Source organism: Kitasatospora sp. NPDC059146, from assembly GCF_042786665.1.
Taxonomy (GTDB): Bacteria; Actinomycetota; Actinomycetes; order Streptomycetales; family Streptomycetaceae; genus Kitasatospora.
Window position 1 is genome coordinate 1 of record NZ_JBHZCY010000197.1, and the last position, 11349, is coordinate 11349.

The 11349-nt window shown below is 73.0% G+C and carries 12 protein-coding genes; 9 read left to right on the plus strand and 3 right to left on the minus strand.

The genetic code is table 11. From position 1 onward, the window contains the following. Nucleotides 1-20: 20 nt before the first annotated feature. On the minus strand, nt 21-689 hold the full coding sequence (locus ACFXPX_RS41735; RefSeq protein ID WP_375896105.1) for an NAD(P)-binding oxidoreductase: 669 nt from the start codon (nt 687-689) through the stop codon (nt 21-23). A 69-nt stretch (nt 690-758) separates the two neighbouring features. Here ACFXPX_RS41735 and dxr point away from each other — a divergent pair, with 69 nt between their 5' ends. The 5 genes from dxr to ACFXPX_RS41760 all read left to right on the plus strand — a co-directional run bounded on the left by dxr (nt 759) and on the right by ACFXPX_RS41760 (nt 6467). Then, the gene (dxr, locus tag ACFXPX_RS41740; RefSeq protein WP_375896102.1) at nt 759-2003 is read left to right on the plus strand and encodes a 1-deoxy-D-xylulose-5-phosphate reductoisomerase; all 1245 of its coding nucleotides are present in this window, start codon (nt 759-761) and stop codon (nt 2001-2003) included. Between the two features lie 105 nt (nt 2004-2108). Then, complete coding sequence (locus ACFXPX_RS41745) at nt 2109-3413, plus strand: RIP metalloprotease (protein ID WP_375896100.1); 1305 nt, start codon at nt 2109-2111, stop codon at nt 3411-3413. Between the two features lie 144 nt (nt 3414-3557). Next, the gene (ispG, locus tag ACFXPX_RS41750) at nt 3558-4718 is read left to right on the plus strand and encodes a flavodoxin-dependent (E)-4-hydroxy-3-methylbut-2-enyl-diphosphate synthase (protein ID WP_350518302.1); all 1161 of its coding nucleotides are present in this window, start codon (nt 3558-3560) and stop codon (nt 4716-4718) included. 157 nt (nt 4719-4875) lie between these two features. Then, on the plus strand, nt 4876-5751 hold the full coding sequence (locus tag ACFXPX_RS41755; RefSeq protein WP_375896145.1) for a GNAT family N-acetyltransferase: 876 nt from the start codon (nt 4876-4878) through the stop codon (nt 5749-5751). A 179-nt stretch (nt 5752-5930) separates the two neighbouring features. Beyond that, on the plus strand, nt 5931-6467 hold the full coding sequence (locus tag ACFXPX_RS41760) for a GNAT family N-acetyltransferase (RefSeq protein WP_375896097.1): 537 nt from the start codon (nt 5931-5933) through the stop codon (nt 6465-6467). Nucleotides 6468-6512: 45 nt separating this feature from the next. On the opposite strand, the gene ACFXPX_RS41765 is transcribed toward ACFXPX_RS41760, so the two are convergent. Beyond that, nucleotides 6513-7460, minus strand: coding sequence for an aminoglycoside phosphotransferase family protein (locus ACFXPX_RS41765; protein WP_380529261.1), 948 nt, complete (start codon nt 7458-7460; stop codon nt 6513-6515). A 132-nt stretch (nt 7461-7592) separates the two neighbouring features. Beyond that, the gene (locus ACFXPX_RS41770) at nt 7593-8540 is read right to left on the minus strand and encodes a ferritin-like domain-containing protein (protein WP_380644949.1); all 948 of its coding nucleotides are present in this window, start codon (nt 8538-8540) and stop codon (nt 7593-7595) included. A gap of 303 nt (nt 8541-8843) precedes the next feature. Here ACFXPX_RS41770 and rimP point away from each other — a divergent pair, with 303 nt between their 5' ends. The 4 genes from rimP to ACFXPX_RS41790 all read left to right on the plus strand — a co-directional run. After that, entirely contained in the window at nt 8844-9383 is a 540-nt protein-coding gene (rimP, locus tag ACFXPX_RS41775) for a ribosome maturation factor RimP (RefSeq protein ID WP_375897002.1), read from the plus strand. A 53-nt stretch (nt 9384-9436) separates the two neighbouring features. Next, the gene (gene nusA / locus ACFXPX_RS41780) at nt 9437-10438 is read left to right on the plus strand and encodes a transcription termination factor NusA (RefSeq protein WP_375896999.1); all 1002 of its coding nucleotides are present in this window, start codon (nt 9437-9439) and stop codon (nt 10436-10438) included. 76 nt (nt 10439-10514) lie between these two features. Continuing rightward, the gene (locus tag ACFXPX_RS41785; protein WP_188306572.1) at nt 10515-10808 is read left to right on the plus strand and encodes a YlxR family protein; all 294 of its coding nucleotides are present in this window, start codon (nt 10515-10517) and stop codon (nt 10806-10808) included. 231 nt (nt 10809-11039) lie between these two features. After that, a partial coding sequence (locus ACFXPX_RS41790) for a translation initiation factor IF-2 N-terminal domain-containing protein (RefSeq protein WP_380644950.1) occupies nt 11040-11349 on the plus strand: 310 nt, incomplete at its 3' end.

Below are 11349 nucleotides of genomic sequence, written 5' to 3' on the forward strand. Positions count from 1 at the left end.
GACCGGGCCCCGCGGCGCGGTCAGGCGCCGTGGCCGGCCGCGGCGGCGACCGCCTCGGCGACGGTGGCGTTCCCGGCGACCAGTTCCAGGGTCTGCCCGGCGGTGCCGGGCTCGTGCAGCAGGGCGGCCAGGACGGCGGCCACGTCGGCCCGGTCGACCGCGCCGCGGCCGACGGCGGGGGCGAGGCGGACCAGGCCGGTGCCGGGGCCGTCGGTGAGCCGCCCGGGGCGCAGCACCGTCCAGTCCAGCGAGGTGCGGGCGCGTACGGCGTCGTCGGCGGCGCCCTTGGCCCGCAGGTAGGTCTCGAAGACCTCGTCGGCGGGGTGGTGGGCGGCCGCGTCGGCGCCCATCGAGGAGACCATGAGGTAGCGCCGGACGCCGGCGAGTTCGGCGGCGTCGGCGAGCAGGACGGCGGCGTCGCGGTCGACGCTGTTCTTGCGGGCGGCGCCGCTGCCGGGGCCGGCGCCGGCGGCGAAGACCACCGCGTCGGTGTCGGCGAGCAGGGCGGCGAGCTGCGGGGCGGTGGCGGACTCCAGGTCGAGCAGCAGCGGCTCGGCGCCGGCCTCGACGAGGTCCGGGGCCTGTTCGGGGCGGCGGATGATCCCGGCGGGGCGGTCGCCGCGGTCGGCGAGCAGCCGTTCGAGCCCGAGCGCGATCTGTCCGTGGCCCCCGGCGATGACGGTACGCATGGGTCCGACGGTAGCCCGGGTGTGCCGGGGGCGTCCTGGGAAAGGTCTCGGACAGGACACAATGGGCGCATGACTTCGCTTGCCCACCCGCAGCTGCGTTTCACGCCCACCGTGGCGGACCCCTCCGGCCCCCGGGAGCTGGTGATCCTCGGTTCCACCGGGTCGATCGGCACCCAGGCCGTCGACGTCGTGCTCCGCAACCCGGACCGGTTCCGGGTGGTCGCGCTGTCGGCGGCCGGCGGCCGGGTGGAGCTGCTGGCCGAGCAGGCGCTGCGGCTGGGCGTGCACACCGTGGCGGTGGCCGATCCGGCGGCGGAGCCGGCGCTGCGCGAGGCGCTGGCCGCGAAGGCGGCGGGCCGGCCGCTGCCGGCCGTGCTGGTGGGGCCGGACGCGGCGACCGAGCTGGCCGCGGTGGAGTGCCACTCGGTGCTGAACGGCATCACCGGTTCGATCGGCCTGCGGCCGACGCTGGCCGCGCTGCGGGCGGGCCGGGTGCTGGTGCTGGCCAACAAGGAGTCGCTGATCGTCGGCGGTCCGCTGGTGAAGGCGGTGGCGAAGCCGGGCCAGATCGTGCCGGTGGACTCCGAGCACGCGGCGCTGTTCCAGGCGCTGGCGGGCGGCACCCGGGCCGAGGTCCGCAAGCTGGTGGTGACGGCGAGCGGCGGCCCGTTCCGCACCCGGACCAGGGAGCAGCTGGCCGGGGTGACCCCGCAGGAGGCGCTGGCGCACCCGACCTGGGCGATGGGCCCGGTCGTCACGATCAACTCGGCCACCCTGGTGAACAAGGGCCTGGAGGTGATCGAGGCGCACCTGCTGTACGACGTGCCGTTCGACCGGATCGAGGTCGTGGTCCATCCGCAGTCGGTGGTGCACTCGATGGTGGAGTTCACCGACGGTTCGACGCTGGCGCAGGCGAGTCCGCCGGACATGCGGATGCCGATCGCGCTGGGTCTGGGCTGGCCGGACCGGGTGCCGGGAGCGGCGCCCGCCTGTGACTGGACCAAGGCCGCGACCTGGGAGTTCTTCCCGCTGGACGACGAGGCCTTCCCGGCCGTCGAGCTGGCCCGTGAGGTGGGCACCCTGGGCGGAACGGCGCCGGCGGTGTTCAATGCGGCGAACGAGGAGTGCGTGGAGGCCTTCCTGAAGGGCCGCCTCGCCTTCACCGGGATCGTGGACACTGTTGCCAAGGTCGTGGCCGAGCACGGACAGCACGACGGTCGGACGGCCGCGGCGGGAACTTCCCTGACCGTCGAGGACGTCCTGCACGCGGAGGACTGGGCCCGTGCCCGGGCCCGCGAGCTGGCGGCGGGCTGACGTCCTCGCCTCCGGCGGCGGTGCCCGGCACGACCGGGACCGCGGTACGGCACGGATCGCGGTACGACGAGACGATGAGCGGAGCGGCATGACGGAGGACCAGCGGTGGCAACGGTTTTGACGGTGGTCGGCATCCTGGTCTTCGTGGTCGGATTGCTCGTCTCGATCGCCTGGCACGAGCTCGGCCACCTCTCCACGGCCAAGCTCTTCGGCATCCGGGTGCCCCAGTACATGGTCGGCTTCGGCCCGACCATCTGGTCGCGCCGGAAGGGCGAGACCGAGTACGGGATCAAGGCGATCCCCTTCGGCGGGTACATCCGGATGATCGGGATGTTCCCGCCGGGCGAGGACGGCCGGATCACCAAGCGCAGCAGCTCGCCCTGGCGGTCCATGATCGAGGACGCCCGTGAGGCCTCCTACGAGGAGCTCCAGGAGGGCGACGAGACCCGGCTGTTCTACACCCGCAAGCCCTGGAAGCGGGTCATCGTCATGTTCGCCGGGCCGTTCATGAACCTGGTCCTGGCGTTCGGGCTGTTCCTGACGGTCATGATGGGCTTCGGCGTCACCATGGCGGTGCCGACCATCGGCTCGGTCGCCCAGTGCGTGGTCAAGGCCGGTCAGCCGACCGACACCTGCCCCGCCGACGCGCCCAAGACCCCGGCCAACGAGGTGGGTCTGCGCCAGGGGGACAAGGTGCTCTCCTTCGACGGCGACCGGATCCGCGACTACGACCAGCTCCAGGCGGACATCCGGAAGTCGGCGGGCAAGCAGGTGGCGATCGTCGTGGAGCGCGGCGGCCAGCAGCTCACCTTCACGCCCACCATCGCCGTCAACGACGTGCAGAAGTACGACGGCAACGGGGTGCCGGAGAAGGGCCGGACCGTCCAGGCCGGGTTCCTCGGGTTCACCCCGAAGAGCGAGACGGTCCAGCTCGGCCTCGGGCAGTCGGTCGACCGGATGTACGACATGGCCGAGAACGGGGTGAAGTCGCTGGCCGCCCTGCCCGGCAAGATCCCGGGCCTGTGGAACGCCGTCGTCGGCGACGCCCCGCGCGACCCGGACTCGCCGATCGGCATGGTCGGCGCCGCCCGGGTCAGCGGCGAGGTGTTCTCCCTGCACGAGTCGGCCGCCCAGCGGATCGCGATCTTCGTGAACCTGCTGGCCGGCATCAACCTGTCGCTCTTCCTGTTCAACATGCTGCCGCTGCTGCCGCTGGACGGCGGCCACATCGCGGGCGCGGTCTGGGAGTCGGTCCGCCGCCGGTTCGCACAGCTGTTCCGGCGGCCCGATCCGGGCCCGTTCGACGTCGCCAAGCTGATGCCGGTCGCGTACGTCGTGGCCAGCATCTTCATCGGGTTCACCCTGCTGGTGATGGTGGCCGACCTGGTGAACCCGGTGAAGATCGGCTAGGACGTTCGGGTACGGCGGGTGTGCTGGGCCCCCGGACCGTGCCGTACCGTGGAGGCCGGGTGCGCGATCGTGGCGCGCCCGGCCTCGGCCGTCCCAACGGCCGGGCGGTCGATCCACACCTCAACCCCGGGGAACCCTGCGCACATGACCGCGATCTCGCTCGGTATTCCGTCCCTGCCGCTCAAGCCACTGGCCAAGCGCCGGTACTCCCGGCAGATCATGGTCGGCAACGTGCCGGTCGGCGGCGACGCACCCGTCTCCGTGCAGTCGATGACCACCACCGTGACCGCCGACATCAACGCCACGCTGCAGCAGATCGCGGAACTGACCGCGTCCGGCTGCCAGATCGTCCGCGTCGCCTGCCCGTCCCAGGACGACGCCGACGCGCTGCCGATCATCGCCAAGAAGTCGAAGATCCCGGTCATCGCGGACATCCACTTCCAGCCCAAGTACGTCTTCGCGGCGATCGACGCCGGCTGCGCCGCGGTGCGCGTCAACCCGGGCAACATCAAGGCCTTCGACGACAAGGTCGGCGAGATCGCCAAGGCCGCCAAGGACGCCGGGGTGCCGATCCGGATCGGCGTCAACGCCGGCTCGCTCGACAAGCGGCTGCTGGAGAAGTACGGCCGCGCCACCCCCGAGGCGCTGGTCGAGTCCGCCCTCTGGGAGTGCTCGCTGTTCGAGGAGCACGACTTCCGCGACATCAAGATCTCGGTCAAGCACAACGACCCGGTCGTGATGATCAACGCCTACCGCCAGCTCGCCGCCGCCTGCGACTACCCGCTGCACCTGGGCGTCACCGAGGCCGGTCCGGCCTTCCAGGGCACCATCAAGTCCGCGGTCGCCTTCGGCGCGCTGCTCGCCGAGGGCATCGGCGACACCATCCGGGTCTCGCTGTCGGCCCCGCCGGCCGAGGAGATCAAGGTCGGCAACCAGATCCTGGAGTCGCTCGGGCTGCGCGAGCGCGGCCTGGAGATCGTCTCCTGCCCGTCCTGCGGCCGCGCCCAGGTCGACGTCTACAAGCTCGCGGAGGAGGTCACCGCCGGGCTGGAGGGCATGGAGGTGCCGCTGCGGGTCGCCGTCATGGGCTGCGTCGTGAACGGGCCGGGCGAGGCCCGCGAGGCCGACCTCGGGGTCGCCTCCGGCAACGGCAAGGGCCAGATCTTCGTCAAGGGCCAGGTGATCAAGACCGTTCCCGAGTCGAAGATCGTCGAGACCCTGATCGAGGAGGCGCTCAAGCTCGCCGAGCAGATGCAGGGGGAGGGCGTCGAGGCCGGTTCGCCGACCGTCGTCGCCGCGGAGTGACCGCCGAGCGGTCCGAGCGCGGGTGCAGCGAAGTTTTCCGGAAGCGGGGCCGTCCGTTCGCGGACGGCCCCGCGGCCGTAGCCGGGTGGGGCCACGGAGTAGGGTGCGGCCAGAGTCGTCTCAGTGAGGTGCTGTCTCGATGATCGATCGAGGTGTGATGCTCCCCAGCTCCTTCCAGGCCGCCCGGGCGCTGGCCACCACCCGCGTGCTGGAACCGCCCGACCTGGCGGACGCCCTGGAGATCCTCCACCGCGACCCGGTCGCCAACGCCTTCGTCGCGACCCGGGTCGAGGCCGTCGGGCTGGACCCGTGGCGGCTCGGCGGGGAGATGTGGGGCTGGTACGGCGCGGACGGCGTGCTCGACGCCCTCTGCTACGCCGGGGCGAACCTCGTCCTGGTCAACGCCGGGCCGCAGGCCGTCGCCGCCTTCGCGGAGCGGGCCCGGCGGCAGGGCCGGCGCTGCTCCTCGATCGTCGGACCGGCCGGGGCGACCGCCGCCTTCTGGGCGCTGCTGGAACGGAGTTGGGGCCCCGCACGCGAAGTCCGGGGCCACCAGCCGCTGTTGGCGACCTCCTCGCCGTCCGCGGAGATCGCGCCCGACCCGCTGGTACGCCGGGTGCGGCGCACCGAGGTGGAGGCGCTGATGCCCGCCTGCGTGGCGATGTTCACCGAGGAGGTGGGGGTGTCGCCACTGGCCGGCGACGGCGGGCTGCTCTACCAGGCCCGGGTGGCCGAACTCGTCACCACCGGGCGGTCGTTCGCGCGCTTCGCCGAGGACGGCCGGGTGGTGTTCAAGGCCGAGATCGGAGCCGTGACCCAGGGGGCCTGCCAGATCCAGGGCGTCTGGGTGGCGCCCGAGCACCGCGGCCAGGGGCTGTCCGAGACCGGGATGGCGGCCGTGCTGGACGTCGCGCTGCGCGAGGTGGCGCCGGTGGTCTCGCTGTACGTCAACGACTACAACCTGCGGGCGCGGGCCGCGTATCGACGGGTCGGGTTCCGGGAGGTCGGGGCCTTCATGAGCGTGCTGTTCTGACCTCCTCCCGGGTGCGGTGGGTCGGGGGTGCGGTGGGGTCGGTGGGTCGGTGGGGCCCGGGCGCTTCCGGGGTGCCCGGGTGCGGGGCGGTGTTGTGGCGCGGTTCGCCGGTGTTTCGCCGGTTGTTGGGTTCCGATCTTCGGCCGCGCCAGGGGGCCGCTGGTAGTAACGTCCGGAGCATGGATCAGCTGACCGGGGTGACGATCGAGGCCATCGACCTCGCGGCCTGGGCGCCGCAGGCGCTGGAGGTCCAGGCGGTGGCGTTCGGGCTGACGCCCGAGGAGGTCGCGGTCCGGCTGCACATCGTCGGGCGGCACGCCCGGCAGCCCGGGGTGATCGCCTTCGGGGCGATGAGCGGCGGCCGGCTGGTCGGGTTCGGGTACGGGATGCCGAACCAGCGGGACCACTGGTGGAGCACCGTCATCGAGCCGTACCTGACCGCCCGGGGCTACGGGGACTGGCTGGACGGCGTGTTCGCCGTCACCGAACTGCACGTGCTGCCGGAGTTCCAGGGCCAGGGCGTGGGCTCGCGGCTGATCCGGCTGCTGTGCGAGGGCTCGGGCCTGGAGCGAAGCATCCTGTCGGCGATCGACGCGGAGACACCGGCCCGGCGGCTCTACCGGGCGCTGGGCTACCAGGACCTGGCCCGGGCGGTGCGGTTCCCGGCGACGGACCGGCTGTACGCGGTGATGGGGGCGCGGTTGCCGTTGCGGTAGCCGTTGCCGTTGCCGTTGCCGTAGCGGTGGCCCGGGGGGTCGGTCCTAGTCGGAGAGGTGACCGGCGAGTTCCAGGTGGAGTTCGGCGTCCTCGTGGCGGCTCGTGGCCAGTGCGCGAAGGGCCAGGTCGACGGCGCGGAACAGGGCCCAGCCGCGCAGGCGGTCCCGGTCGACGTCGAGGGCGTCGGCGAGCTGTTGGAGCCTGCGGCGGACCGCGGCCGGGGCGCCGGGGGAGCCGATCAGGGTGTCCGCGCGGTCCAGGGCGAGGCGGGCCAGGTCGTAGGCGCGCTCGCCGGTCAGTGGGCGGGGGTCGATGGCCAGCCAGGGGGCGCGGTCGGCGGCGAGCACGTTGCCGTGGTGGAAGTCGCCGTGCAGCAGGAGGTTCTCGTCGGCGGAGGCGGTCAGGGCCCGGGCGGTGGCGAGGGCCTCGTCGATGAGGGGCTGGGCGGCGGCTGCGGCGGGGTGGGTGCGGTGCTCTGCGAGGCGGGCGGCGGTGTCCGTGACGCGGTCGGCGAGGGTGGGGAGTTCGGGGCCGGCGGGCTGTGCGGGGCTGGAGGGCGGTTCGACCCAGAGGCGGTGCAGCAGGCTGGTGGCCTCCAGCATCGCCTTGGCCTCGGCGAGGGAACGCAGCGGGATGTCGCCGTGCAGGCGCTCCAGGAGGAGGACTCCCGCGTCGGGGTCGGCGTCGAGCAGCAGGACGGCGCCGCGGCCGGCCCAGTGGGTGAGCGCGGTGTGCTCGTGGGCGGTCTCGGGGGTGACCAGTCCGGCCTTGAGGACGGCGGGGGAGAGGTCGTCGCGGTGGACGTACGCGATCAGGCTGAGGCTGCCGCCGGGGTCCAGGGTGCGTTCGAGGGTGAGGTTCCAGCGGGCCAGATGGGTGGTGGCCGCGGCCGGCAGAGCGGCGAGCCATTGGCGGCCGGGCTCGCCGTGGGTGGCGGTGACGGTGGTCGTCAGCCGGGTGGGGGCGGTGATCTTTGGGGCGGGTCCGGACATGGGTCCATTGTCGGGGCTTGTGGGGGCCGCTGCGCGGGGCTGTTGTTGGGTGGGGGGCTTTCGGGAGGGTGGGTGGGTCCGGGGGCGGTGGAGGGGGGTGGGGAGGGGGTGCTGTGGGTGGGGTGGTGGGGGTCAGGACTGGGTGGGGGTGGGGAGGGGGGTGGGGATGCCGGGGAAGGGGGTGTCGGGGGCGCCCCAGCGGTGGGCGCGGAGGGTGCAGTCGCGGAGGGCGGTGGCTGCGGTGGGGCGGTGGGGGGCGGGGAGGTCGGCGACCAGGTCGGCGTAGACGGTGGTGAGGCTGGTTTCCAGGTGGGCGGCGAGGTTGGTGGCGGTGGTGGGGTCGGTGACGGGGAAGGGGAGGCGGTAGCCGCCGGCGGCGGGGGTGGGGGTGGCGCCGAGGGTGGTGACGAGGCGTTGCCAGGCGTCGCGCTGGGACTGGTGGGCGGCGTAGGCGGTGCGGGCGTCGGTGCGTTGCTGGTCGTCGGGGAGGTGGGCGCCGACGACTCCGTAGCCGTAGACGGCGGCGTGTTCGGCGCTCAGGGCCTTCTGGAGGGCGGGGAGGGGCGTTCCGGGGGTGGTTGTTCCGGGGGTGGGGCTCGGGGTGGGTTGTTCGACGGGGGCGCCCAGGGCTGTGGCGTGCAGGGTGTTGGCGGCGGACACCGAGGCGAGCAGGCGGGCGAGGGGCGGGCGGGCGGCGGAGAGGTCGGCGAGGTGGGACTGGGCGGTTCGGTGTTCCAGGGCGGCCAGGGTGGCCGGGGTGGTGGTGCTGCTGGGGGTGGGGGTGGGCGGGGGTGTGGAGGTGGTCGGCAGGCCTTGGGCGAGGGCGGCGCGGTGTTGGACGGTCTCGGCGCGGAGGGTCTGCAGCAGGGGGGTGCGGTCGCCGGGGGTGGTGAGGAGGGCGTCGTAGGCGGCCAGCAGGGTGTCGGTGGCGGCGACGGCGCGGAGGCGGACGGGGTGGTCGGTGTCCGGGCCGGAGGCCTTGGGGTCGGGGGGTGTGGCTCCGTCGGTGCCGGTGGTGCAGGCGGCGGTCAGGGTGATCAGTCCGAGGGCCAGGAAGGTCCGTCGGCTGGGCGGCTGCATCGGGGTCACTCCGGAGCGGGTACGGGAGGGCGGCCTCCCCTGCCTGCCCTCGTTGGGCTGAATCTTCGCAGAACCCCCACGATTGCGGGTGGTGTCGGGGGGTTCGGTGCGGTGGGCGGGGTGGTGTGAGCTTGCTCGCAGTGGGTGGCGTGCGACCGGTCGGGGAGGTCCGGAATCGGTGGTTCGCGGCTTCACCGGCTAGGCTTTGGGCCGAGCTGCCGTGACCCGGTGCGCGTCCCGCGGGGCGCGGAGGGCACGGGGCGACCTCTGACAACAGCAGACGCGGCCGAGGAGTCCACCCGGATGAGCACCACCCACACCGACCGGCTGCGCGCGTTGCTGGAGCCGCTGGCCGTCCAGGCCGGACTGGACCTGGAGGACGTCAAGGTCACCAAGGCGGGCAGCCGTCGGCAGGTGCAGATCGACGTCGACACCGACGGCGGCGTGGACATGGACGCGATCGCCGAGTTCAGCCGGGTGGTCGGCGAGGCCCTGGACGCCTCGGACGTCATGGGGGACGAGCCCTACCTGCTGGAGGTCGGTTCGCCGGGCGCGGAGCGCCCGCTCGAACTGCCCCGGCACTGGCAGCGTGCGGAGGGGCGGCTCGCCAAGGTCCACCTGGTCGACGGCGGGGAACTGGTCGCCCGGGTGCTGGAGGCGGACGAGGACGGCGCGCTGGTGGAGGTGCAGCCGGTGAAGGGGCGCGGCCGTCCGAAGGAGCGCCGGCTGGAGTACGTCGAGGTGGCGCGGGCCCGGGTCCAGGTCGAGTTCAACCGCAAGGACGACGAGCAGCTCCTGGACGAGGCCGCCGACTTCGACGAGGGGGACGACGGCGCCGAGTGATCCGGCCGCCGTACGACCATCATGAACGTGACGAAAGACGAGGAGGCGTAGCCGTGGACATCGACATGAGTGCCCTGCGCACGCTGGTCAACGAGAAGAACATCCCCTTCGACCTGCTGGTCGAGTCCATCGAGTCAGCCCTCCTCACCGCGTACCACCGCACCGAGGGCTCGCGCCGTCGCGCCCGGGTGAACCTGGACCGCAAGAGCGGCCACGTCACCGTGTGGGCCATGGAGGACCCGGCGGAGCTGGACGAGGGCGTCGAGCCGAAGGAGTTCGACGACACCCCGAACGGCTTCGGCCGGATCGCGTCCAGCATCGGCATCCAGGTGATGATGCAGCGCCTGCGCGACGCCGCCGACGACCAGACCTTCGGTGAGTACGCGGGCAAGGAGGGCGACATCGTCACCGGTGTCGTCCAGCAGGGCAACGACCCGAAGAGCGTGCTGGTCGACATCGGCAAGCTGGAGGCCATCCTGCCGCCGCAGGAGCAGGTCCCGGGCGAGGACTACCGGCACGGCACCCGGCTCAAGTGCTACGTCGTCGCGGTGCGCCGCGGTGTCCGCGGGCCGTCGGTGACGCTGTCGCGCACCCACCCCAGCCTGGTGAAGAAGCTGTTCGCGCTGGAGGTCCCGGAGATCGCGGACGGCAGCGTGGAGATCGCGGCGATCGCCCGTGAGGCCGGCCACCGCACCAAGATCGCGGTCTGGTCGCGCCGGGCCGGGCTGAACGCCAAGGGCGCCTGCATCGGTCCGATGGGCTCCCGGGTGCGCGCCGTGATGGGCGAGCTGCACGGCGAGAAGATCGACATCGTCGACTGGTCCGAGGACCCGCGCGAGATGGTCGCCTCCGCGCTGTCCCCCGCACGGGTGACCAGTGTGGAGATCGTGGACCTCGCCCAGCGCTCCGCCCGGGTGGTCGTGCCGGACTACCAGCTGTCCCTGGCGATCGGCAAGGAGGGGCAGAACGCCCGTCTGGCCGCCCGTCTCACGGGCTGGCGGATCGACATCCGGCCGGACACCGAGGGCCAGGCCGAGGAATCGGCGGACCGGTAGTCAGCGTTGTCCCCGGCGTCCCCGCCGGTCCTCCGGGATCTATGGGGCGGCGCCATGTCGCTTCGGAGGGGTAGACTTGCCTTCGTCTGGCCGGACGCACGTCCGAGCACGCCCGGAACGCACCTGCGTGGGCTGCCGCAAGCGAGCGGCCAAGCACCAGCTGTTGCGTGTCACGGCGGTCGAGGGCGTCTGCGTCCCTGACCCCCGTGGCGCACTGCCGGGCCGGGGCGCTCACCTGCACCTCGATCCGGCCTGCCTCGACCTCGCGGTCCGCCGTCGGGCGTTCCCCCGGGCCTTCCGCCTCCAGGGAACGCTCGACACGGAGCGGCTCCGCGGGTTCATCGAGGAGCGGGCGGGCGGAGCCTCCTGAGGCGGGCCGCCCCCCGTGACGACCGCCGCTCATCGCGGCGGAGAACCACCGCAACAAGCACAGCGCTCGGGCAGCCGCGCGCTGTGCCACCAGTCAGGTACCTCGCGATGTGGAAGTAGGTCGAGATTGCGATGAGCACTCGATGAGTACGCGATGAGTACGCGATGGGTACGCCCATGAAGTAGCGACAGTCCGGCGGACGAGACCCCCGGACTCATAGACAGGAGTGAAGTGGCTAAGGTCCGGGTTTATGAACTCGCCAAGGAGCTTGGCTTGGAGAGCAAGGCCGTCATGGCCAAGCTCACCGAGCTCGGTGAGTTCGTCCGTTCGGCGTCCTCGACGATCGAGGCGCCGGTCGTGCGCAAGCTGACTGACGCGCTTGGTGTGGCCCCCACTGGTGGTGGCGCTGCCAAGCCTGGCCCGCGGAAGCCCGCGGCGCCCCAGCCCGCGGCAGGTGCCGCGGGTGCACCCAAGCCGGGTGCCCCGACCCCGGGTCCGCGGCCTGCCGCGACCCCTGGTCCCCGTCCGACCCCGGCCGCTG

What these genes read in the sequence shown, in the direction of transcription:
- ACFXPX_RS41735 (WP_375896105.1), bottom strand. Translation starts at nt 689, where the DNA reads ATGCGTACCGTCATCGCCGGGGGCCACGGACAGATCGCGCTCGGGCTC.
- dxr (WP_375896102.1), top strand. Translation starts at nt 759, where the DNA reads ATGACTTCGCTTGCCCACCCGCAGCTGCGTTTCACGCCCACCGTGGCG.
- ispG (WP_350518302.1), top strand. Translation starts at nt 3,558, where the DNA reads ATGACCGCGATCTCGCTCGGTATTCCGTCCCTGCCGCTCAAGCCACTG.
- ACFXPX_RS41755 (WP_375896145.1), top strand. Translation starts at nt 4,876, where the DNA reads ATGCTCCCCAGCTCCTTCCAGGCCGCCCGGGCGCTGGCCACCACCCGC.
- ACFXPX_RS41760 (WP_375896097.1), top strand. Translation starts at nt 5,931, where the DNA reads ATGGATCAGCTGACCGGGGTGACGATCGAGGCCATCGACCTCGCGGCC.
- ACFXPX_RS41765 (WP_380529261.1), bottom strand. Translation starts at nt 7,460, where the DNA reads ATGTCCGGACCCGCCCCAAAGATCACCGCCCCCACCCGGCTGACGACC.
- ACFXPX_RS41770 (WP_380644949.1), bottom strand. Translation starts at nt 8,540, where the DNA reads ATGCAGCCGCCCAGCCGACGGACCTTCCTGGCCCTCGGACTGATCACC.
- rimP (WP_375897002.1), top strand. Translation starts at nt 8,844, where the DNA reads ATGAGCACCACCCACACCGACCGGCTGCGCGCGTTGCTGGAGCCGCTG.